19 protein-coding genes are annotated in these 22,234 nt (G+C 61.4%); 5 read left to right on the forward strand and 14 right to left on the reverse strand.

The annotated features are described in order from the left end of the window. Positions 1-10: 10 nt before the first annotated feature. From NXC14_RS19585 to NXC14_RS19595, 3 genes are all read right to left on the reverse strand, one after another. Positions 11-1,321, reverse strand: coding sequence for a sugar ABC transporter substrate-binding protein (locus tag NXC14_RS19585; protein WP_085779553.1), 1,311 nt, complete (start codon positions 1,319-1,321; stop codon positions 11-13). Between the two features lie 144 nt (positions 1,322-1,465). Then, positions 1,466-2,419, reverse strand: a complete 954-nt coding sequence (locus NXC14_RS19590; protein WP_085779554.1) for a sugar-binding transcriptional regulator — start codon at positions 2,417-2,419, stop codon at positions 1,466-1,468. 115 nt (positions 2,420-2,534) lie between these two features. Beyond that, positions 2,535-3,113 (reverse strand): exopolysaccharide biosynthesis protein, encoded by a 579-nt coding sequence (locus tag NXC14_RS19595; RefSeq protein WP_198175534.1) that lies wholly within the window; start codon positions 3,111-3,113, stop codon positions 2,535-2,537. Between the two features lie 306 nt (positions 3,114-3,419). Between NXC14_RS19595 and NXC14_RS19600 the strand changes: the two genes are divergently transcribed. Continuing rightward, entirely contained in the window at positions 3,420-4,337 is a 918-nt protein-coding gene (locus NXC14_RS19600) for an ROK family protein (protein WP_085779556.1), read from the forward strand. Here the strand turns inward: NXC14_RS19600 and NXC14_RS19605 are convergent. From NXC14_RS19605 to NXC14_RS19650, 10 genes are all read right to left on the reverse strand, one after another. After that, complete coding sequence (locus tag NXC14_RS19605) at positions 4,334-6,241, reverse strand: family 20 glycosylhydrolase (RefSeq protein ID WP_085779557.1); 1,908 nt, start codon at positions 6,239-6,241, stop codon at positions 4,334-4,336. The genes NXC14_RS19600 and NXC14_RS19605 overlap by 4 nt on opposite strands. Positions 6,242-6,422: 181 nt before the next feature. Beyond that, entirely contained in the window at positions 6,423-9,566 is a 3,144-nt protein-coding gene (locus NXC14_RS19610) for an efflux RND transporter permease subunit (RefSeq protein WP_085779558.1), read from the reverse strand. A gap of 85 nt (positions 9,567-9,651) precedes the next feature. Further along, the gene (locus NXC14_RS19615) at positions 9,652-10,791 is read right to left on the reverse strand and encodes an efflux RND transporter periplasmic adaptor subunit (RefSeq protein WP_085779559.1); all 1,140 of its coding nucleotides are present in this window, start codon (positions 10,789-10,791) and stop codon (positions 9,652-9,654) included. Between the two features lie 49 nt (positions 10,792-10,840). Further along, positions 10,841-11,449: a TetR family transcriptional regulator gene (locus NXC14_RS19620; RefSeq protein WP_085779560.1), complete on the reverse strand. Its 609-nt coding sequence runs from the start codon at positions 11,447-11,449 to the stop codon at positions 10,841-10,843. Between the two features lie 198 nt (positions 11,450-11,647). Beyond that, a complete protein-coding gene (locus NXC14_RS19625) occupies positions 11,648-12,079 on the reverse strand; it encodes an OsmC family protein (RefSeq protein ID WP_085779561.1) in 432 nt (143 codons plus the stop codon). A 147-nt stretch (positions 12,080-12,226) separates the two neighbouring features. Beyond that, positions 12,227-13,006, reverse strand: coding sequence for an SDR family oxidoreductase (locus tag NXC14_RS19630; RefSeq protein ID WP_085779562.1), 780 nt, complete (start codon positions 13,004-13,006; stop codon positions 12,227-12,229). Next, entirely contained in the window at positions 13,007-13,897 is an 891-nt protein-coding gene (locus tag NXC14_RS19635) for an aldose 1-epimerase (RefSeq protein WP_085779563.1), read from the reverse strand. After that, positions 13,894-14,844 carry an L-arabinose ABC transporter permease AraH gene (gene araH / locus NXC14_RS19640; RefSeq protein WP_085779564.1) on the reverse strand — a complete coding sequence of 317 codons (951 nt, stop codon included), beginning with the start codon at positions 14,842-14,844 and terminating at the stop codon, positions 13,894-13,896. Before araH ends, NXC14_RS19635 begins: the two co-directional genes overlap by 4 nt. A 17-nt stretch (positions 14,845-14,861) precedes the next feature. Then, entirely contained in the window at positions 14,862-16,367 is a 1,506-nt protein-coding gene (gene araG / locus NXC14_RS19645) for an L-arabinose ABC transporter ATP-binding protein AraG (RefSeq protein ID WP_085780201.1), read from the reverse strand. Between the two features lie 69 nt (positions 16,368-16,436). After that, a complete protein-coding gene (locus NXC14_RS19650; protein ID WP_085779565.1) occupies positions 16,437-17,420 on the reverse strand; it encodes an arabinose ABC transporter substrate-binding protein in 984 nt (327 codons plus the stop codon). Between the two features lie 202 nt (positions 17,421-17,622). Here NXC14_RS19650 and NXC14_RS19655 point away from each other — a divergent pair, with 202 nt between their 5' ends. The 4 genes from NXC14_RS19655 to NXC14_RS19670 all read left to right on the forward strand — a co-directional run bounded on the left by NXC14_RS19655 (position 17,623) and on the right by NXC14_RS19670 (position 20,945). Continuing rightward, positions 17,623-18,384: a FadR/GntR family transcriptional regulator gene (locus tag NXC14_RS19655; RefSeq protein WP_198175474.1), complete on the forward strand. Its 762-nt coding sequence runs from the start codon at positions 17,623-17,625 to the stop codon at positions 18,382-18,384. A gap of 64 nt (positions 18,385-18,448) precedes the next feature. Next, entirely contained in the window at positions 18,449-19,597 is a 1,149-nt protein-coding gene (dgoD, locus tag NXC14_RS19660) for a galactonate dehydratase (RefSeq protein ID WP_085779567.1), read from the forward strand. Between the two features lie 96 nt (positions 19,598-19,693). Then, positions 19,694-20,089: a DoxX family protein gene (locus NXC14_RS19665; RefSeq protein WP_085779568.1), complete on the forward strand. Its 396-nt coding sequence runs from the start codon at positions 19,694-19,696 to the stop codon at positions 20,087-20,089. A gap of 76 nt (positions 20,090-20,165) precedes the next feature. Next, positions 20,166-20,945, forward strand: coding sequence for an SDR family NAD(P)-dependent oxidoreductase (locus NXC14_RS19670; RefSeq protein WP_085779569.1), 780 nt, complete (start codon positions 20,166-20,168; stop codon positions 20,943-20,945). Between the two features lie 22 nt (positions 20,946-20,967). Here NXC14_RS19670 and NXC14_RS19675 read toward each other — a convergent pair whose 3' ends face one another. Beyond that, positions 20,968-22,185 carry an adenylate/guanylate cyclase domain-containing protein gene (locus NXC14_RS19675; protein ID WP_085779570.1) on the reverse strand — a complete coding sequence of 406 codons (1,218 nt, stop codon included), beginning with the start codon at positions 22,183-22,185 and terminating at the stop codon, positions 20,968-20,970. Positions 22,186-22,234: the final 49 nt, after the last annotated feature.

Consider the following 22,234-nt stretch of genomic DNA (forward strand, 5'->3'; position numbering starts at 1 on the left):
CCTCAGGAGGTTATTTGATGTAGCCGGCTTTGGTCATTTCGCGGGTCGCCAGCTGCTGTGCGCTCTTCAAAGCCTGATCGACCGAAATCTGGCCGGCAAGGGCTGCCGAGAACTGCTGGCCCACCGCCGTGCCGATGCCCTGGAATTCCGGGATTGCCACGAACTGGACGCCGACATAAGGGACCGGCTTGACGGTCGGCTTGGTCGGGTCGGCCGAGTTGATCGAATCGAGGGTCATCTTGGCGAAGGGAGCAGCCTTCTGATACTCCGCATTCGCATAAAGCGAGGTGCGGGTGCCGGGAGGTGCGTTCAGCCAGCCTTCCTTCTCGGCAACCAGGTTGGTGTACTCCTTGCTCGTTGCCCAGGCGACAAACTTCTCGGCGGCCTCGACCTTCTGCGAGCCTGCCGGAATGGCGAGGTTCCAGGCCCAGAGCCAGTTGCCGCGCTTGCCGAGGCCCTTGTCCGGAGCGAGCGCGAAGCCGACCTTGTCGGCGACCTGCGACTGCTTCGGATCGGAGACGAAGGAAGCGGCAACCGTCGCGTCGATCCACATGCCGCACTTGCCGGTCTGGAAGAGCGCCAGGTTTTCATTGAAGCCGTTGGAGGAGGCGCCCGGAGGGCCGGCTTCCTTCATCAGGTTGACGTAGAAGGTCAGCGTGTCCTTCCACTCGGGCTGATCGAACTGCGGCTTCCACTTCTCATCGAACCAGCGCGCACCGAAGGAGTTCGACATAGCCGTCAGGAAGGCCATGTTTTCGCCCCAGCCAGCTTTGCCGCGCAGGCAGATGCCGTAGATTTCCTTGTCCTTGTTGGTGACCTTCTTCGCAGCGTCCGCGATGAAGTCCCAGGTCGGCGCGTCGGGCATCTTCAGGCCAGCGGCGTCGAAAAGGTCTTTGCGGTACATGACCATGGAGCTTTCGCCATAGAACGGCGCGGCATAGAGTTTGCCGTCCATGCTGATGCCACTGCGGATGGCCGGCAGCAGGTCGTTGACGTCATAGGCGTCGCCGAGATTGTCGAGCGGCAGCAGCCAGCCCTGCTTCGCCCAGATCGGAACTTCATAGGTGCCGATCGTCAGAACGTCGTACTGGCCGCCCTTGGTCGCGATGTCGGTCGTGACCTTCTGGCGCAGCACGTTTTCTTCGAGGGTGACCCATTCAAGGTCTATGCCGGGATTCTTTGCCTTGAAGTCGTCCGTCAGCTTCTGCATCCGGATCATGTCGCCGTTGTTGACGGTCGCAATTGTCAGCGTCTCGGCCGAAGCCATGCCGGCAAACGCCAATGCTGAGCAGGCGCCCAGCAGGAAAGTTCTCAATGTCATATCTTCCTCCCAGAAGACGAGATGTGAGCATTCGCTTTGCTCATGAGCAATTACTCATCACTGCGTGAAAAAAGTCAATCGACAATCGTTGCTGCGATGCCGAAGGCAGTGGTCTTGTCTTGATTTAATTGCAATATTTTTTGCTCAGCTTTTGAGCAAAAACTCAGCGGTCTCTTCGTCAGTGATCAGAGCATTGATTTGGTGGCCGACTACGGCGGCTCTGATAGCCTTGTATTTTCGCTTGCCTTTGGCGAGCCCGATAACCATCGAAGCCTCGCGGGACGGGATCGGCGCCGAGGCGACACGCTCGTTGATCGGGTTGTCGAGCAGTTTGCCGTCGACATCGAAGATCCAGCCGCAGATTTCACCGACGGCGCCTCCACGCATCAGTTCCATCATCTCGTCCTTTTCAAGAAAGCCATCGACGCAGAGCGGCCCGTCGATGCCGAGCTCGCCGATGCCGACGAAGGTGACGTCTGCCTGCGCGCTCATGTCGAGCGTCGAGCGCACCAGTTGCTGCCCATGCAGCAGCTCCCGTTCTTCAGCCGAGGTGACGAGCACCGGCAGCGGCATCGGATAGTGCCGCGCCTTGACTGCATCCGCCATGCTGAAGATGACGTTGTAATAGGCGGCCGAACCGTCCGGCGCGATATTGCCGGTCAGCGAGACGATCCGGTGATTGGGACATTCGATCGCCGGAAGCTGGTCGACCGCCGCCTTCAGCGTGCGGCCGGTGCCAACCGCCAGCACGATCGGTTCCGGCCGCTTCAGCCAGCGCTCGATCTCGGCCGCACCCGCCTCGGCGATGCCGATGGTGGTCGACGAGGAACCCGCATCGCTCGGCACCACTTCCACATGTTTCAGCCCGAATTTTCGCCGCAGCTGGTTGGCAAGCTCGAGGCAGGCGGCGATCGGATGGTCGAGCCGCACTTTGATCAGACGCTCGGCGACAGCAAGCGACACCAGCCGCTGCGCCGATTGCCGTGAAATGCCCATCGTGGCGGCGATTTCATCCTGCGTGCGTCCGGCGACATAATAAAGCCAGCCGGCACGCGCTGCATCGTCGAGCCGTGCAGGGGTCTCGGATCTTTTTGCCATCTACTGCCTACCGCGCAAAATGAGCCGGCTTGCCGCCGCCGGCATGATGTGAGTCTCTATCCACGCCAGTTCAAAACAAAATTCCCGAAAATGTCGAGCCTGTTGACGCAACCGCTCAGGCGAACCATTGCATGACGAAATAAATCGACGCCTTCGCGAGACCGTAAATCACGCTGCCGGCAATGAAGAGCGACACGGTCGTCATGATAAAGCCAATGAGCGCGAAAAGCCCGTCACGGCCCATAATGCCGAACGCGAACACCGAAATGGTGATTGCCGGCAGGATATTGCCGAGCGGCACCGGCAGAACCAGCACGATCGAAAGCAGCAGACAGGCGAGGCCGGCGAAATATTCCGCCGGCGGTTCGGCGAAGATGGCAAGTCGCGGCTTCAGCATGCGCTCCGCCCAGGCGAGCCAGCGATGGATGCGGCCGACGATAGTCTCGAAATCCTCCCGCCGCATCGAGCGGTTTGCGATCGCCTTCGGCAGCCAGGGTTTTAGCCCGAAGGTCAATTGGGCCGCCAGAAAAACCAGTGGCGCGCCAAGCACGGCCGATGTGCCGGGCGGTGTGGGAAAAGCGTTCGGCAGCGCGAAGATCAACATCAGAGCACTGATCGCCCTGTCACCCATCGTCTCGAACAGATCGCCGATCGAAATCCACTCCCGGCTTTGATCGCCTGCCAACTGCCGCAGGACAGCTGAGAGGCGGCGGCCTTTTGGGCGGGGCGGACGTGGTCTTCGGCGTCTGTGGGGATCGGCGTTTTCGAAGGTCATGATACCGTTAGATGATGGAATGCCAAGCCCGATCTTGGCCGCGCAATATGCCAATTGAATGACTTAAGGGACAGGAAATCAATGAGAAGATCTGTCTGCGGCCATTTACATTCGACCGCCGCTTTTTTGCGCCGCAAGCGCGTGGCAGGCAGATGCATCAAGGCTTGAAATTCCCTGCCAACAGTGCGAGCAGACGCTGAAGGCTAGAGAAACGGCAGGCAGGCAATGATCATTTCATTCGACATCGGCGGTTCCGCCATCAAGGGCGGCATCGCCCGCTCCGAGACAGACATCGTTTCCCTTGGCCGCCGTCCGACGCCGAAGGATGATTTTGGCGCTTTCGTCGAGACCCTGTGCGATATCATCGCCGAAACCGGCGAACGCCCGAGCCGTATTGCCCTCTCGATTGCTGGCGTCGTCGATCCCGATACCCAGCGGCTGACCTGCGCCAACATTCCCTGCATACACGGCCGCACGCTCGCGGCCGATCTCGAAGCCGAACTCGGCTTGCCGGTGCTGATCGCCAATGACGCCGACTGTTTCGCCATGGCTGAAGCCGGTCTCGGCGCCGGCCGCGGCCACCGCATCGTCTTCGGTGCCATCCTCGGCACCGGCGTCGGCGGCGGTCTGGTCGCCGACGGGCGGCTCGCCAATGAGGCCGGAGGCTTTGCCGGCGAATGGGGTCATGGGCCGATCATCGCCTCGGCGGCCGGTAATCCGCCCGTCGCCATTCCTGCCTACGCCTGCGGCTGCGGCCAGAAGGGCTGTGTCGACACTGTCGGCGGCGCCCGCGGGCTGGAGCGCCTGCATAAGACGCTGCATGATCTCAAACTCTCAAGCGAAGAGATCATCGGTCAGTGGCGACGAGGGGAGGAGAAGGCGACACGCACCATCGACGTCTATGTCGACCTGGTTGCATCACCGCTCGCCCTGACGATCAACATCACCGGCGCCACCATCGTTCCGGTCGGCGGCGGACTTTCCAATGTCGAGCCCTTGCTTGCCGAGCTAGACAAGGCCGTGCGTACCCGCATCCTGCGCAAATTCGACCGTCCGCTGGTGGTGCCGAGTGAATGCCGCATCGAACCCGGCCTGATCGGCGCAGCGCTGTTGGGGCTCAAGGCGGAAGCAATCACGTCTTAAAGCACCGGCCACATCCGCACGATCGCTGCGAACCGGTCCCAGTCTTTGCGTTCCAATGGCGTCCACCCGGCTTCGGCGACGGCCGGAAGGCGCGGGAAGACCAGCCGGTTGAAATAGGCGCGAGAGAGGAAGTTTTCAGTCCAGATGCAGGCCTGGACGCCGCGCAGCTTCTCCCGCAGCGCGTCCGGCAACTCGCCCTCGGCCTCGTAAGCATAGGTGTGCTCCGGCGGCGCATGGCCAGCCCAACTCGCGCCGGGCTCAGACCAGGCTTCCGCTTGCGCCATGTCGAGATAATAGGCTTGGCCCGGCGTCATCACCACATCGTAACCTTGCTGCGCCAGCTCGATTCCGACAGCGGGCTTTTCCCAGGCCATCAGCAAAGTGCCGTCGCGATCGACGCCGCCGCCATGCGAGACTTCGTTCCAGCCGGCGAGCTTCCTGCCGCGCTCCGACAACATGGCCTTGATCCGTTTCAGGAAATAGGATTGCAGCTCCGCTGTGCCGGCAATTTTCTCCCGTTCCATCAGCGCCTTGCAAAGCGGCGAGGAAAGCCAGGCGCCGCTTGCGACCTCGTCGCCGCCGATATGGATATATTCACCGGGGAACAGCGTGACCATCTCGTCGAACACCTTCCCGAGAAATTCATAGGTGAATTCAACCGCCGGGTTTAGGGCATTATTGGGATAACCCTGCACGGCGCGATAGCTGTCCGGCGCCTCCTGCCCGTCGACGAGCTCGGGCAGTGACAACAGCGTCGCGGTGCTATGGCCGGGAACATCGATTTCCGGCACTACTTCTATATGAAGCGACGCAGCATGCGCGACGATCCGCCTGACATCCTGCGCGTAATGGCCGGAGCGCGGTTCCGCCCCGTCACCAAGTTGCGGCACAAGCACCTCGTCCGGCCCGCGCCGCGCGCCGATCTCCGTAAGCTGGGGATAGGCCTTGATCTCCAGCCGCCAGGCTTCGTCGTCGGTCAGGTGCCAATGGAAGATGTTGAGCTTGTTCCAGGCAAGGATGTCGATCAGCCGCATGATGTCAGCCACCGGATAGAACTGCCTCGCCACATCGAGATGGCAGCCGCGCCAGTCATAACGAGGCTGGTCGGCGATCGTGCCGAAGTTGGGAAATCTGAAGCTCTCCCGATCGGTCCGGGCGCCGTGCATGAGTTGCGCCAGACTGATCAGGCCATAGTGCCGACCCGCCGCATCCGCGCTGGAGAGCACGACCTCATGCGCGGTAAATCGTATTTCATAGGCGAACGCAGCGATCGATGACTCAGTAACGAAACGAATAGCCCGCCCGCCCTTTACGGCGCAGAGCGAGAACGGCACATTTTCGGCCGGATAAAGCCGCTGGTAAAGCGAAAGAACCAGAGACAACGCCTTGACCGCCTCGGGCCGTGTCCTCTCGGCCGGATAAAGGACGAGCGGCAGTTCTCCCGCCTTCAACGCGAGCGCCAGCGGCCAGGGCAGCAGCGAATAAGGCTCCTCTACCCGGCCCGGCGGCAGAAGCGGCGGCGCAATTCCGCCATCGCGGTCTTCGAGAATCAGATCGCCGAAGGCGACAGCAATATGGCGCCCGTCGCCAAGTGTCAGATAGGCCGATTTGACCCCCGATGTCACATGTTTCGGCTCTCGGGTCAGTCCCTCGACGGTGAACCGCCAGTGGCCGCCCGGCGGCACTCTCAGCTTGTCGGGCGGCCGGAATTCATGGAGGTGCGCGACTTGTCGCTTCAGGCTGCCGCCATTGCAGACGTGTTTTTCGGCAACCCGTGTCTCCGACGTATAGGCGAGCGAGAAACCGGAAAGCGGCTCGGCCGAGAGATTGAAGAGCGTGAAGATCAAGCGCCCGAAACTGCCTTCGACCGGATGCCAGCTTGTTTCCAGACGATAATCGGCCATGGTCGCGCCTCCCCTGTCAATGGACGGCCGGGATGACGGCTTGTGCCCCGGCATGCTTTCAAAAGCTTAGCTTTTTCGAGGCGGCAAGGGAATCGACGCGAGTCGAGGCGAACCCGGCAGTGATGAGAACCGTGAGATTGCGGCCTGCAAGGAAAACGGCGCGGCTTTCGCCGCGCCGTCCTCACTCGGCTGCCAACGCCGGCGGATGTCTGTCATCCGCCTCTTCCTGGATGGCGTCGGCATCCCGGCCTGGCTCGTCCTTTGCCTTCGGCTCCCGGCCGAAGAAAAGGGCGTAACCGGCGGGCAGAACCAGAATGGTGAGCACTGTCGCAACCAAGATGCCGCCCATCATGGCGAAGGCGAGCGGACCCCAGAAGACGCCGCGCGAGATCGGGATCAACGCCAGCACGGCGGTCAGCGCCGTCAGCATGATCGGCCGGAAACGCCGCACGGCCGCACCGACGATCGCCTCCTGCCGGTGCATACCAGCCTTGATGTCCTGATCGATCTGATCGACCAGAATGATCGAATTGCGCATGATAATGCCGAGCAGCGCGATGACACCGAGGATCGCCACAAAGCCGAAGGGCGCGCCGCTGATCAGCAAGGCGGCCGCGGCCCCGATGATGCCGAGCGGGCCGGTGGCAAGCACCAGCATCGCCTTGCCGAAATGCTGCAGCTGCACCATCAGCAGCACGATGATGACGGCGAGCATGATTGGCGCCTTGGCGGCAATCGACATCTGGCTTTCCGCCGCATCCTCGGCACCGCCCTGGATCTCGACGTTGTAGCCGGCCGGCAGGCTGTCGCGCAGGTCCTTCATGTCGGCATACATCTTCATGACGACGTCATTCGGCTGCACGCCGTCCGGCAGCGTCGCGCGCACGGTGATCGTCGGCAGCCGGTCGCGCCGCCATTCGATGCCCTGCTCCATGACGGGCACGACCTTGGCGACCTGCGAGACCGGAACGAAGCCGCCGAAATCCGTCGGCACGTAGACGGAATTAACCGCCGACAGCAGCGAGCGGCTGGAATCCGGCTCGCGGGCAACGATCGAGACCGTCTCCTCACCGTCGCGGAAATCGTCGAGCGGCGCCCCGGACATGGCGGTCTGCAGCATCTGGCGCACGCGCTGCGAGGTCACGCCAAGCGCCCGGGCACGGTCCTGGTCGATCACCAGCTTCATCGCCGGCACCGGCTCCAGCCAGTCGTCATGGATGGCGCCGAGCATCGGGTTGGCCGTAAAGCGCGCCTTCACCTGATCGGCGATCGCTCGCACCTCCTGGCGGTCAGGCCCCATGATGCGCATCTGCACCGGCCAGCCTGTGGGCGGGCCGAGGAAGAGGCGGTCGACCTTGCCGCGGATCGATGGGAAGTCTTCGGCAAGAATGGTGCGCAGCTTGACGATCAGCCGTTCGCGCGCCGGTTCGTCCTTCGCCATAACCAGCAGCTGGGCGAAGTTCGGGTTGCGCAGCTGCTGGTCGAGCGGCAGGAAGAAACGCGGTGCGCCTTCGCCGATATAGGTGGCGATGAACCGCTTGTCGGGATCATCCATCATCTTCGCTTCGAGCGCCTTCGCCTGCACTTCGACTTCCCGAATGCTGGTGCCTTCGGGCAGCCAGAGATCGACCAGGATTTCCGGCCGCGAGGATTGCGGGAAGAAATTCTGCGGAATGAACTGGAAGGCCCAGAGGCTGGTGACGAAGGTTCCGAGCGTCAACAGCAGCACGATCACCCGATGGCGAACCGCCCAGCCGACGGTGCCGCGCAGCCGGCGATAAAAGCGGGTGTCGAAGGCATCATGATGCTCGCCGGCGTGATGGCGCTGCTTGAGGATCATGTAACCGAGCCACGGCGTAAAATAGACCGCGACGAACCACGAGGTAACAAGCGCGATGCCGACGACGTAGAACAGCGAGCGGACATATTCGCCGGCCGTCGATGCGGCGAAACCAACGGGAATGAAGCCGGCCGTGGTGATCAGCGTCCCCGTCAGCATCGGGAAGGCGGTTGAGGAATAGGCAAAGCTTGCCGCCTCGATCTTGACCAGTCCCTCCTCCAGCTTCCGCTCCATCATCTCGACGACGATCATCGCATCGTCGACCAGCAGGCCGAGCGCGATGATCAGGGCGCCGAGCGAGATGCGCTGCAGGTCGATGCCGAGTTCGTACATCAGCGCGAAAGTGGCGGCGAGCACCAGCGGAATGGCGATGGCGATGACGAGGCCCGAGCGCCAGCCAATCGACAGGAAGGAGACGACGAGCACGATGATGAGGGCTTCGCCGAGCGCATGCATGAATTCGCCGATCGCATCCGTTACCACGTCGGGCTGGTTGGCGATCTGATCGACGGCGACGCCGTAAGGCAGCGATTCCTCGAAGCGCTGATAGGTCGCCTCCACATCCTTGCCGACATCGGTGACGTTGAAGCCCTTGGCCATGACGACGCCGACCTGGACGCTGTCATGGCCGTTGAACCGGTACTTGCGCTGGTAGGGATCTTCGAGCCCGGAACTGACGGTGGCGATATCGCCGAGGCGCGTCACCTGGGCGCCTGCGCGAAGGCTGAGCTCACGGATATCGGCCGCCTTCTTCACGTCGCCTTCGACAGAGATGCGTACCGAACGCAGGCCGGTATCGACGGAGCCCGCCGGATCGACATTGTTCTGACCCTTGATGGCGTTCTGCAGGTCGAGGATCGTCAGGCCGCGCTCGGCGAGCGCCTTGGACGAGACGTCGATATAAATCTTCTCAGGCTGGTCGCCGATGATGACCGCCTTCTCGACGCCCGGTGTCGTCAGCAGCATGTCGCGCGCCTGGATCGCGAACTTCTTCAGTTCCGGATAGGTATAGCCCTCGCCGCTGATCGAATGCAGGGTGATGAAGGTATCGCCGAACTCATCGTTGAAATAGGGGCCGAGCAGACCTTGCGGCAGCTCGCTGGAGATATCACCGACCTTCTTGCGCACCTGGTAGAAGGCATCGGCCACGTCCTTCGAATTCGTATCACCCTTGACCTGAAGCGTGATGATGGCGCTGCCCGCCCGCGTATAGGACTTGACCCAGTCAAGATGCGGGGTTTCCTGCAGCTTGCGCTCGATCTTGTTGACGACCTGATCTTCCATTTCCTGAATGGAAGCGCCTGGCCAGATCGCCTGGACGACCATGACGCGGAAAGTAAATTCGGGATCCTCGCGCTGGCCCATGCGCATCAGGCCGAGAATGCCGGTGATGATGATCAGGCCGAAGAGGAAGCGGGCGATGCTCGGATGTCCGATCGCCCAGCGCGACAGATTGAAGGGCCGCTTTTCAGTGTTGGCGTCCATGGTTCTGTTCCCTTTGGAGCATGATGCCGAAAAGTGTCAGCGGTTTCGGGCGAACATCATGCTCAAATAACTTTGATTTGCGCGATCAACGCACGGTCTGGTCGAAATCGGCCGAAGCCGATTGCTGCTCCGGCACCTTCACCTTCAGGTTCTCGCTCATGAATTGGGTGCCGGCGGCAACGACGAGATCGCCGCTATCGAGGCCTTGGGTCACATGCACGCCGTCGCCGGTGAAATCGGCGACCTCGATGATGCGGCCATGCACCGTCGCCGTGTCGCGGTCGACCGTCCAGACCATCTGCTGGCCGTCCTTTTCGGCCAGCGCAGTGAGCGGGATCGAGACATAGCTGTTGCCGTTGTTGACATCGGCTTCGATGGTCGCGGTCATGCCTAGCAACACCCGCGGATCGTTCGGCAGGCTCACGCGAACCGCAAAGGTGCGCGACTGCTGGTCGGCGCTGCCGGAAACCTCGCGCACCTTGCCGTCGAGCACCAGCCTGTCATCAGCCCAGAAACTGGCCTTGACCGTTTTACCGGGCTTAAATTCGGCAATGTCGTTTTCCGGAACCGCGATCTGCACTTCCTTTTCACCATCGACGGCAACGGTCAAAACGGGGCTGCCGGAGCCAACGACCTGGCCGATATCGGCATTGATCGATGTCACTATCCCATTCTGGCCGGCCTTGAGCTCGGTATAGCTCACCTGGTTCTTCGCCTGATCCAGCGCCGAGAGCGCTGCGTCGCGCTGCGAGATCGCCTGGTCATGGCTGAGTGCTGCCTGTTCGAGCTGCGACTTCGGGGCGACGCTCTTGTCGAACAACTGCTCGGCGCGCTTGTTGGCGAGATCGGCGGTTTCGACGCCCCTTTCGGCCGCGGCGAGATTGGCCTCCGCCGTCTTGACCGCGAGCTGATAGTCCGTGGCATCGATGCGGGCGAGAACGTCGCCGGGCGTCACCCGGTCGCCGATATCGACGAGACGCTCGGTGATCTTGCCGGCCACCCGAAACCCGAGGTTCATCTCCGTGCGCGCCTTGACCGACCCCGAATAATCGAGCTTGCGGGTATCGTCGGCTTTGGCGATTTCCACGACCTTCACCGGCCGAATAACTTCCTTGACCTCAGCTTTTTCTTCCGTGCAGGCGGAAAGGCCGATCCCGATGACGCCGATGAGCGCGAGGTTCGCGACGGACGGCATGCGGTTGCTGAGGGTGTTGAGCGAAAACATCTTCCGCACTCCTGGAATGTTTCGGGGGACCGACGACGGCTGCCGTCGATTATTTCTTGAGCGCCCTGATGGCGTAATCGATCAGTTCGTCGACGGCAGCGCGGTTGGTCTTCGCAAGACATTGCGCCACCATCTGGGGATGACAGAGATTGACCGTCGCCGCGCCGAAGCAGCGCGAGGCGACCACCGGATCGTGCTCGGCGAACTCGCCGGAGGCGATGCCTTCGGCGATGATTTCAGCAATCAGATCATGGACGCGATCGATATGTTTCTCGATGACATGCCAGTCGCGCTCGATCGCGACCACGATCATCTCGTGCACCTTCATCTCGTCGAGCATCGTATCCATCGTCCATTGATACTGGGTCTCGACATAAAGGCGCAGCCGTTCGCTGGCACTGAGCGGCTGGTGGCGGATGTCGTAAGCGAGCTGATAGCAAGTGGCGAGCATGCGTCCGCAGAGCGCCTGATGGATCTCGACCTTCGAAGCGAAGAATCGATAAATATTGGCCGGCGACATGCCGAGATCGCGGGCGATGTCTGCCACCGTCGTTTTGCTGTAGCCGTAGTGACGGAACAGCCGCTCGGCAGCGTCGAGTATCCGCGTGATATTCTCCTGTCGCGTGACGTCGAGCGTATTTTCCGCAATGTCGTTCATGAACTTCGAGACCTCGAGTAACGACTGACGATTTTCGAATTTCGTCAGTCGTAAAATATCAAACGTCACTTGTCAATGCCGCCTGCGTAACGCGAGCGGTGCGATAATTTCGAAACGAGGTGATGATGAGCGCGAGCCACGATTGAAAAGTGCCGCGACATCAGACGCGCGGCACTTGGCGGCAATAGCGGAAAAAAATCAGGCGAGCTTGACGTCGAGCGTGATCGGAACGGCGGCGAGCGCCTTGGAAATCGGGCAGCCGGCTTTCGCCTTGTTGGCCAGTTCGGTGAAGGTCGCCTCATCTGCACCGGGGACGCGGCCGGAAAGTGAGAGATGGATGGCAGTGACGGCGAAGCCACCCTCGACGCTTTCGAGCGTCACCTTGGCCGAGGTTTCCATATGCTCGGCGGTGAAGCCGGCTTCGCCGAGGATGAGCGACAGCGCCATGGTGAAGCAGCCGGCATGGGCAGCGCCGATCAGCTCTTCCGGGTTGGTGCCGGGAATGCCTTCGAAGCGGCTGGCAAAGCCGTAGGGATAGTCTGTCAGGGCGCCGCTCTGGGTCGAGATCAAGCCCTTGCCGTCCTTGAGGCCGCCGCTCCAATGAGCCGAAGCCGTGCGATTGATCTGCATGCCGTCCTCCTGTTTCGATGGTTTTGAGGAAGCGGCAGGGCGCCGCTCCATGCCTGAGGGAGATTGGATTGCCTCCCGGTGGGACAATATAACGCTCTATCCTGAGAAGACGACAGGCTCGTAAAAATCGGCGAAATAGAAAGCCTTTCAGGCGGGATGCTGCTGCACGCTCAGACCGCCGTCGATCGTCAGGCAGGTGGCGTTCATGAACGGGCATTCGTCGGAGATCATGAACACCGCCGCCATGGCGATCTCCTCAGGCGTTGCGATCCGCCCGCCGGGATGCAGCTTCATCGTCTCGGCTTTCGCTGCCTCCGGATCGGGGAAGCTGTTCCAGTAGTCGATCACCTTCTGCGTCGAGACATAGCCCGGCGCCAGCGCGTTCACCCGGATATTGCGGGCCGCATACTCCAGGGCGAGGGACTTCGTCATGCCGAGCAGAGCATGTTTTGCAAGCGGATAGGGAAAGGTGTGCGGAATGATCGTGAAAGCGTGCGTGGAGGCAATGTTGAGGATGACGCCGTCGCCGCGCTCGATGAAGCCGGGCAGCACCGCCTTGCAGCAATTCCATGCTCCCTTGAGATTGATATCGAAGCAGCGGCTCCACTCCTCGTCGGTCGTGTGGAGCGGTTCGGCAAAGACATTGACCCCGGCATTGTTGACGAGCGCATTCAATGGCCCGATCTCGTCATTCGCCTGAGCAACCGCCTTGGCGATTGTTCCGGCATCGGTAATGTCGGCCGGCAGATAACCAACCCGGCCGCCCGTGCTGGCGAGTTCTCCCGCTGCATGCGCCAGCAGCGCTCCATCGCGATCGACGAGATAGACCGCGGCATTCTCCCTGATGAAAGCCTTGGCGATCGCAAGGCCGATACCCTGCGCAGCGCCGGTGATCAGAATATTTTTGCCCTGCAGGCGATCACCCATCTATCTTCCCTCCGGCTGAACCGGCAGCGCCGACAGATCGATCGTGACCTTGCCTAAAAGAGCCTCGCCCGGCTCAAGAGGTTTGAGCCCTCCGAAATCCGGCAGATGATGCCCATTCGGCAGGTGGCTCATCGGTTCCAGGCAGAAGAAATCTGTCCGGTCGAGCCGCATGTACAGCATGAAGCGATTGAGCGCATCATCGGCTTCCAGCGTCGCCTGGATTCCAAGTTCCGGCCAAGCGATGGCTGCCCGTCCGTTCCATCCTTCGAAGGCGTTGTTCATCCATTGCCAGGGCAACAGCGCACCGGAAGTGAAATCGAATTTAGCGGGTACCGGACCAGGTACATCAGGGAGATGGTCCGGCCGTTCGCTCCAGAAGCGGTCGGCTGCGATCGTCAATCGTGTTTCCGGCGTCCGTGTGAAGAAGGGATGCTGCCCCAGCCCGAAGGGCAGGACCGCCTCTCCCCTGTTCTCCACCGAGAGCGTCAGCGCTAGCCGATTGCCGCTGAGGCGGATCTCTTGCCGGGTGAGATAGGCATAGGGCGAGATCCTGTCGGCATCGCGCCAAAAGCGGAGCTGCGCGTGCTCGGAACTCGATTCTTCCAGCTCCCATAGGCTGATCCAGCCATCGCCATGCAGGTAGAGCGGATCGTGGTAGTTTCGCTGGAAGGCATAGTTGCGTCCGCCAAAGGTCATGGCATTGCCTTCCACGCGGTTGCCGAACGGAACCATGGGAAAACTCGCGAAGGTCCCATCCTGGCCACCTGTCGAAACGAGGAAAGGCTTGCCCCGGAATGTTGCGGCGGTGACGGCCGCGCCCCGGCGGCTGATCCTGACGGAGAGATCACCGCGGCCCAGATCGATGTCGTCCCCGACATGCCCTTTGCTCATCCGCGTCGTCCCGCAGCCGAAGATCTCAAATTGTCGAGCAGCACTGCGATCAGCAGGATCAGCCCGCGCACGACATACTGATAGAATGCCTGGATATTCAGCAGATTCATAACGTTTTCGGCAATGCCCATGATTAGCACGCCGACGATGACGCCGCTCATTGCCGCCCGGCCGCCGGCAAGCGAAACGCCGCCGAGGACGCAGGCCGAGATCACCGAGAGCTCGAGCCCCGTCGCCGCATTCGGCTGGCCGGAAGTGATGCGCGAGGCGAGCAGGATGCCGGCAATGCCGCAGACAAGACCCTGCAGCGCAAAGATCCAGATGCGCATATTGACGACGTTGACGCCGGCAAGCCGCGAAGCTTCGGGATTGCCGCCGATCGCCAGCGTGTTCTTACCGAAAACGGTGCGGTTGAGCACGAAGCCGAAGAAGAAGAAAAGGATGAGCATGATCCAGATCGGAGTCGGCACGGTGAGGAAACGCGACAGGGCAAGCTGATAGAAGGCGGGATCGTTGATGCCGACGGCGCGGCCATCCGACGCGATCAGCGCCAGCCCGCGCACGATCTGCATAGTCGCAAGCGTCGTGATCAGCGCATTGATGCGGAACCGGGCGATGACGATACCGTTGGCCAGGCCAACGACGGCGCCGCAGAGCAGGGCTGCCAGCAACCCGACGGGAATGGAGCCTGTCGCGTTCGAGACCATCACCGCAGCCATGCCGGAGAAAGCGACGATCGATCCGACGGAAAGGTCGAAGTCCCGGGAAGCCAGGCAGAACATCATCGTGCATGCGACGATGCCGATCGTGACGACCGATTGCAGCAGCCCAAGCATGTTTCGCTCGGTCAGGAAGTTCGGAACGAAGAGCGAGACGATCACGAAGGCGGCGGCGAAAATCACCACCAGCCCCTGCTCCCCCAGAAGGATTTTTTTCAACGAAGTCATCGTCCGTGTTCCCAGTCTTACATGATGCCTGCGGCATTCTTGTCGGGGAGTGCCGCCGTCAGGATGCCGCGCTCGTCGAAATCCGGGCGGGCGACATTGGCCGCCACCCTGCCCTGACACATCACCATGATGCGGTCGGAGATTCCCATGACCTCGGGCAGCTCGCTTGAGATCACCACGATCGCCATGCCGTCGGCCGCCAGCTCATAAAGGATTTCATAGATTTCCGACTTCGCCCCGACATCGATGCCGCGCGTTGGCTCATCGATCACCAGAACCTTGATGCCCTGTTCGGAAAGCCACCTGCCCAGAATGACCTTCTGCTGGTTGCCGCCCGAAAGATTGATGATGTCCTGCTTGCGCGATGGCGTGCGCACCCGCAGCCGGGCGATGAACTGATCGGCCAGCGCCGCCTCCTTCTTCGGGTTCAGAACCCCGAAGGGAGAGAAATGCCGGCGCGACGAGATCGCAATATTCTCCTCGATCGACCGCCCCTGAACGATGCCGTCGGATTTACGATCCTCCGGGCAAAGCACCATGCCGGCGTCGATCGCCGCTTTCGGATCGTTCGGCGAAACGGCGACGCTATCGATCGTCACCTGGCCCTGATGCCTCGCGTCGGCGCCGTAGAGCAGCCGCGCCATCTCGCTGCGGCCGGCGCCGATCAGGCCGAAAAAGCCGAGGATCTCCCCTCGGCGAACTGAAAAGCTGATGGGATGGCGAAGCTTGGCCCCCGAGAGGCCCGTGACCTCCAGTCGGATGTCGCCGAGCGGACGCTCGCGCCAACCCCAGATATCACTGATCTCGCGGCCGACCATCTCCGAGATGATCTGTTCACGTGTCGTGGCGGCGATCTCAGGATGATGGGCAGCAAGCTTGCCGTCGCGCAGCACCGTCAGGCTGTCGCAAAGCCGGAAGATTTCGTCGAGACGGTGCGAAACATAGAGGATGACCGCTCCCTTCGCTCTCAATCTTTCGATCAGTGAAAACAGGATTTCGCTTTCGCGCGAGGAGAGCGAGGAGGTCGGCTCATCGAGCGCGATCACCCGCGCCTCGAGCATGACGGCCTTTGCGATCTCGACCATCTGCCGCGCGCCGATCGAAAGTGAAGCGACCTTGGCCGCCGGATCGACATCGATGCCGATTTCATCGAGCTTCGACCGCACCGTCTCGATCAGGGTTTTGGCCTGGATCACCCCGCCCTTGGCGGGAAAACGCCCGAGCCAGAGATTTTCAGCCACCGTCAGCTCCGGAACGAGCTGCAGTTCCTGATGGATGACGATGACGCCGGCGTGGAAGGCGTCGCGAACCGAGGCATATTTCTGTTCCTCGCCGTCGATGAGAATATTGCCGGCGTCGGCGGCCTGATCGCCCGACAGCACGCGGATCAGCGTCGATTTGCCCGCGCCGTTCTCGCCCATCAGGCCGTGGACGGCGCCCTTCGCGACGGCAAACGAGACGTCCGACAGTGCCTGCACGCCGGGATAGCCCTTGGAGATATGTTTGAATTCGAGAAAAGCCATCATCACCCCACCGAAGGTTCCGGCGGCACGCTTACGCCGCCGCCGGAGACGTCTCATCTTGAGCGATGATCAATCGATGCCGAGTTCCTTGCGGACCTTCTCGTAATCGCCGCGTAGCGCCAGCGAACCTGACGTCAGCGTCAGCTTTTCCGGCTCTTTACCGTTGGCGATCCAGTCGTACATGTTCAGCGCCGTCTCATAGCCGTGACGTTTCGGCGAGATGATGACTGTTCCGAAGAAGCCCGTCGCTGCCGGCTTCTTGAACTCGTTGATCGCCGATTCTGCACCGCCGATGCCGACGCCAATAACGTTTGTCGCCGGAATGCCAACCGATTCCGAAGCGCGAACGGCGCCGAGAACGGCTTCGTCGTTGAGGCCGAAAGCGACCCAATTTTTGACGTCGGCATGCTTGTTGAGAACGGTGGTCGCGGCGTTGAGCGCTGCCTCGGTATCCGTCTTCGCCTGCGGCGCATCATAGATGTTCTCAGCCGGGAAACCGGCGGATTTCAGTACCGAGATCGCACCCTCGACGCGGTCGACGGCGGTCGGAAGTTGATCGTAGGAGACCCGGATCGCGCCGACATTCTTCATGTCCCAGCCGCGCTTCTTGATTTCATCGACGATCGCCTGGCCAACGGTTTCGCCGATCTTGGTGGCCGAGATACCCATATGCGGCACCTCTTCCAGCGGCTTGCCGTCGGCGCTGACGAGACGGTCGTCGACCGTCATCAGTTTCAGCTGGTTGGCTTCGGCCTTGGCGACGATGCCGGGACCGAGCTTCACGTCAGGCGTGCAGATGATGAAGCCCTGAGCGCCCTGCGCGCCGAGGTTATCGATCGCCGATTGAACCTTCTCGCCGTCTTCGGCGCCGATCTTGACGACGGTGAAGCCTTTTTCCTTGGCCGCCTGGTCGGCGAATTTCCATTCGTCCTGAAACCACGGCTCTTCCGGCTGCTTGACGATGAAACCGATCTTGACGTCTGCGGAAAATGCCGAGCCGGCCGCCAGAATGGCGAAAGTGCCAGCCAGGATGGCTGCTTTGAACAAGCGCATGTCTCTCTCCCTAAACTCTGAAATCGAGCAGCTGCCTCCCAGGCAGCATCCACCGAATTATGTTAAATCATCATACCAGTCAATTGCCAATGTATGATGATTGGAATAATAGGGCACTCATGGGAGCCCGATGGACCCGTCGCAAAGCGGACCGAATTCGGATAATCAGGTTCGGTTGCTGCCTGGGAGAGATTGCGGAGAGGTGAAGTTGGAATCGACCGAGGAACAGGGCCGAACGGAAAGCTCCGGTAGCGAACGCCGGCCCCGCGTACGCCGCAACGTCACGGCAGCGATCGCTCAGGACATCTGCGCGGATCGCTATCCCTCGGGCTCGCCGCTGCCCCGCGAGAACGACCTCTGCGAACTCTATGGAGTCAGCCGCACCGTGATCCGCGAATCGTTGAAAGTCCTTGAATCCAAGGGGCTCGTCCGCGGCAAGCCGCGGGTCGGGACGACCGTTTGCGACCGGGATGAATGGAACATCCTGGACGCCGAAGTGCTCGACTGGATGGGACCTTACATCAGGGACTTCGACCTGCTCGGCTGCATTCTCGAAGCGCGCCGCACCATCGAACCGGCCGCCGCCGAATATGCCGCCGAACGTGCCAGCGCCCAGGAGATCGCCGATCTCGACAAGGCCTGGCGGCAGATGCGCGACAGCGCCGGCGATCCGGAAAGCTTCACCGACGCCGACGTGATGTTTCATACGGTGCTGCTCACCGCCAGCCACAACCAGGTGTTCCGCCGTCTGTCGAGCGCCATCCACGCCGCCCTGAAATACGCGCTGCACGCTTCCAACATCGCCGTCGAGAATCGCGAGGATGCGGTGCTCGTTCACGGCGAGCTAGTTGAGGCGTTGCGTATGCGCGACAAAACAGGCGCGAGGGAATGCGCAAATCGCATGCTCGACCTTGCGGTTCGCGACCTTGCTGCCGCCGAGAAGGCGATCGGCAGGACGAAATGATCGATCACGAGAGGCCGTGGACACGCTGTCCCATCGCAAATCCGAGAAGAGATTGAGACCTAAGATGAAGATCACCAAACTCACCACCTATATCGTTCCGCCGCGCTGGCTGTTTCTGAAGATCGAGACCGATGAGGGCATCGTCGGCTGGGGCGAACCGGTCGTCGAGGGCCGCGCGCTGACCGTCGAGGCCGCCGTCCATGAGCTGGAAGATTACCTGATCGGCAAGGATCCCTTCCTGATCGAGGACCACTGGACGGTGATGTATCGCGGCGGCTTCTATCGCGGCGGCGCGGCCCATATGAGCGCGATCTCGGGCATCGACCAGGCGCTCTGGGACATCAAGGGCAAGGCGCTGGGCCAGCCGATCCATTCTCTGCTCGGCGGCCAGCTGCGCGACCGCATCAAGGTTTACTCCTGGATCGGCGGCGACCGTCCTTCCGACGTTGCCAACAACGCCAAAGACGTGGTCGCCAGGGGCTTCAAGGCGATCAAGCTCAACGGCTGCGAGGAAATGCAGATCGTCGACACCAACGAGAAGGTGGAAAGGGCGGTCGAGACCATCGCCGCCATCCGCGAGGCGATCGGCCCGCATATCGGCATCGGCGTCGATTTCCACGGCCGCGTCCACAAACCGATGGCAAAGATTCTCGCCAAGGAGCTCGAGCCCTACAAGCTGATGTTCATCGAGGAACCGGTGCTGTCCGAAAACAAGGAAGCGCTGCGCGATATCGTCAATCATACCTCGACACCGATCGCGCTTGGTGAGCGGCTCTATTCGCGCTGGGATTTCAAGCAAGTCCTTTCCGACGGCTATGTCGACATTATCCAGCCGGATCTTTCCCACGCCGGCGGCATCACCGAATGCCGCAAGATCGCGGCGATGGCCGAAGCGTATGACGTCGCGCTGGCGCCGCATTGCCCGCTTGGCCCGATCGCGCTCGCTGCCTGTCTTCAAGTCGATGCGGTCAGCTACAATGCCTTCATCCAGGAACAGAGCCTCGGCATTCATTACAATACCGGCAACGATATCCTCGACTACATCTCCAACAAGGAGGTGTTCCAATATGCCGATGGGTTCGTTTCCATCCCTCAGGGGCCGGGCCTCGGCATCGAAGTCGACGAGGCCTATGTCATCGAGCGCGCCAAGGAGGGCCATCGCTGGCGCAACCCGATCTGGCGGCACGCCGACGGGAGCTTTGCCGAGTGGTGAGAGTGGAAGGGTCACGCAAGCGGCCTTTTTTAATCGCCCTGTCGGAGATTGGGCGCCTCATCCGTCATAATGGAAACTCAAAGAGGAGATTTCGGAATGGCCAGAGCAATTGCAGTCATCGTCGCCCGCATCATCTTCAGTTTCATTTTCTTCATGGCAGCGGGCTTCAAGTTCGCTGATATCGGCGCCACGGCGGGCTATATCGCTGCCGCCGGATTTCCGATGGCGACCTTCCTCACCTGGGTCGCAGCCTTCTTCGAGATCGCCTTGGCCCTTGCCTTCATATCAGGCGCCTTTTTCACCGAGGCGAGCCTGCTGGCAGGCATCTACGTGATCTTCCTTGCCTTCGCCTTCCACGGACCGTCCCACTGGCAACAGAACCAGGCCGAATTCGGCTTCTTCGTCGATCACTTCACCTTCCTCGCCGGCCTGCTCTTCGCCGCCGTCCACGGGCCGGAAAAATGGGCCTTGCGACAAGCGCTCCTGAGATAGCCCTGCGTCCGCTGCTGCCGGGAACCAACGGTCGCGTCGAACATTGCCTATCGGCAGAAGGTCAAGGAGGCCGACCATGGAGCTTGAGGGAAAGATCGCACTGGTGACGGGTGCCGGTTCCGGTATCGGCAAAGCGGCTGCGTTAAGGCTTGCTGCCGAGGGAGCAAGAATTGCCGCACTGAGCCGCACCGCCGACGAAGTCGAAAAAACCTGCGCCGAGATCAAAGCCGCCGGCGGTCAGTCGATCGCCTTGACGGCCGACACCAGCGACGAAACGCAAATGAGAGCCGCGGTGAAGAAGCTCACCGACACCTTCGGCGGCCTCGACATCGTCATTGCCAATGCGGGCATCAATGGGGTTTGGGCGCCCATCGACGATCTGAAGCCGGATGAATGGGACAAGACCATCGCCGTCAATTTGCGCGGCACCTACCTGACCCTGCACCTGACGGTTCCGCACCTGAAGCGCCGTGGCGGTTCGATCGTCGTCGTCTCCTCGATCAACGGCACCCGCACCTTTACGACGCCGGGTGCCACCGCCTACACGGCAACCAAGGCCGGCCAGGTCGCCATGGTGCAGCAGCTCGCCCTGGAACTCGGCCGGCACGGCATCCGCGTCAATGCCGTCTGCCCTGGCGAGATCGAGACCAACATCAGCGCCAATACCGACAGCCGCCGTCGCGAGGAGACGGAGGTGCCGGTCATCTGGCCGCAGGGCGATATCCCGATTGCCGGCGGAAAGGCAGGCAAAAGCGAGGATGTTGCCGAAACCATCCTCTTCCTTGCCTCCGATCGCGCCCGGCACATCACCGGCACGCCGATCTGGATCGACGGCGGCCAGGGCCTGTTGCGGTAAGCCTGAAGGTTTCGTGAAAATGTCAGTCGTTTAGCCGGGCGCTGTCGAGCGTGTAGAGTTCCTGCGCACGCTGCACGCCGCGCAGCGCATAACGTCCGACGCAGGCAAGCGCGGCACGCTCTTCCGCCGGTATTGCCGCGGCGAAATCGGAGGAGATCAGCAGGTTAAGGTCGACCGAGCGGCACATGGAGGCAATCCGGCTGACCTCGTTGACGGCGGGACCGATGACGGTGAAGTCCAGCCGGTCCTGACTGCCGATATTGCCGTAGAAGACGTCGCCGATATGCAGACCGATATAGACATCGGTCGTCGGCCGGCCGTCGGTGGCGCGTGCGGCATTCAGCTTAGTGAGTTTTTCCCGCAGCAGCGATTCCGCCCTCAGCGCCGCCCGGCAGGTCTCGGCCGGCACTTCGCCTTTGAAGATGGCGAGTACACCATCGCCGATCAGCTTCAGCACGTTGCCGCCCGCCTCATGGATCGCCGAGATCGCTACCTCGCTGTAATCGTTGAGCAGCGGTATGATTTCCTCCGGCGGCACGCGATCCGAAATCTTGGTGTAGTTCAACAGATCGGAAAACCACAGCGCAGCCGAAATCCGCTCCGATTTACCGCGGCTGATCTTGCCTTCCATCACCTGCCGCGCCGCATCCTCGCCGAGATAGACTTCCGCGATGGTGCGGGCGATGCGCCCGAGCGCAATGCACTTGATCGCCAGTCCGAGAACCGGCACGAGCTTGCGCAGAATGGCGATATCGTGCTCCGAGAAACCCTCGGGATGCTTGGTTGCGAAATGCGAAAAGAAGCAATCCATCTCACCGATCGTGCCGGCTTCGCTGAAACGATGCATCATTGCTACAAAATCGGTATTACCAGCTTCGGCGATCTTGTCGAGCATGGTGAAATCGATCGGATCGCCGAAGCCGATGCGTCGGCGGACCTCCCGCTCGTTGCCCGACCAAAGATAATAGAAGGCCGAGCGCTGCCAGGTCGCAGCCGCTTCGCCCGAGCCCGTCGGGCCATACTCGAATTCGGTTTCGATCTCTTCCACGCTGTCCCAGCGGAAGGCCCTGCCCTCATGCACGGGGTGCAGCGTGTCCATTAGCGCCATGCCGCGGTCGAGCGGCAGGCCGGCATCGCGGCAGGCCGCGCAGAAGCCGGTCATGAGCTCCGCTTCCGAAGCACCCTTCAGTCCCTGCTCCGTAACCCAGGCCGCAATCGTGCTGACGTCGCTGTAATCCATGCCGCTCACCTTTGTCCGTTCCGAAGCTGTAGCCCGAACTCAGCGTGGA

The sequence above is a fragment of the Rhizobium sp. NXC14 genome (genome assembly GCF_002117485.1).
GTDB lineage: Bacteria > Pseudomonadota > Alphaproteobacteria > Rhizobiales > Rhizobiaceae > Rhizobium.

Coding starts and splice junctions, on each gene's coding strand:
- NXC14_RS19590 (WP_085779554.1), bottom strand. CDS start 2,419: ATGGCAAAAAGATCCGAGACCCCTGCACGGCTCGACGATGCAGCGCGT.
- araG (WP_085780201.1), bottom strand. CDS start 16,367: ATGGCTTTTCTCGAATTCAAACATATCTCCAAGGGCTATCCCGGCGTG.
- NXC14_RS19610 (WP_085779558.1), bottom strand. CDS start 9,566: ATGGACGCCAACACTGAAAAGCGGCCCTTCAATCTGTCGCGCTGGGCG.
- NXC14_RS19615 (WP_085779559.1), bottom strand. CDS start 10,791: ATGTTTTCGCTCAACACCCTCAGCAACCGCATGCCGTCCGTCGCGAAC.
- dgoD (WP_085779567.1), top strand. CDS start 18,449: ATGAAGATCACCAAACTCACCACCTATATCGTTCCGCCGCGCTGGCTG.
- NXC14_RS19600 (WP_085779556.1), top strand. CDS start 3,420: ATGATCATTTCATTCGACATCGGCGGTTCCGCCATCAAGGGCGGCATC.
- NXC14_RS19630 (WP_085779562.1), bottom strand. CDS start 13,006: ATGGGTGATCGCCTGCAGGGCAAAAATATTCTGATCACCGGCGCTGCG.
- NXC14_RS19670 (WP_085779569.1), top strand. CDS start 20,166: ATGGAGCTTGAGGGAAAGATCGCACTGGTGACGGGTGCCGGTTCCGGT.
- NXC14_RS19605 (WP_085779557.1), bottom strand. CDS start 6,241: ATGGCCGATTATCGTCTGGAAACAAGCTGGCATCCGGTCGAAGGCAGT.
- NXC14_RS19585 (WP_085779553.1), bottom strand. CDS start 1,321: ATGACATTGAGAACTTTCCTGCTGGGCGCCTGCTCAGCATTGGCGTTT.
- NXC14_RS19675 (WP_085779570.1), bottom strand. CDS start 22,185: ATGGATTACAGCGACGTCAGCACGATTGCGGCCTGGGTTACGGAGCAG.
- araH (WP_085779564.1), bottom strand. CDS start 14,844: ATGACTTCGTTGAAAAAAATCCTTCTGGGGGAGCAGGGGCTGGTGGTG.
- NXC14_RS19650 (WP_085779565.1), bottom strand. CDS start 17,420: ATGCGCTTGTTCAAAGCAGCCATCCTGGCTGGCACTTTCGCCATTCTG.
- NXC14_RS19625 (WP_085779561.1), bottom strand. CDS start 12,079: ATGCAGATCAATCGCACGGCTTCGGCTCATTGGAGCGGCGGCCTCAAG.
- NXC14_RS19665 (WP_085779568.1), top strand. CDS start 19,694: ATGGCCAGAGCAATTGCAGTCATCGTCGCCCGCATCATCTTCAGTTTC.
- NXC14_RS19620 (WP_085779560.1), bottom strand. CDS start 11,449: ATGAACGACATTGCGGAAAATACGCTCGACGTCACGCGACAGGAGAAT.
- NXC14_RS19635 (WP_085779563.1), bottom strand. CDS start 13,897: ATGAGCAAAGGGCATGTCGGGGACGACATCGATCTGGGCCGCGGTGAT.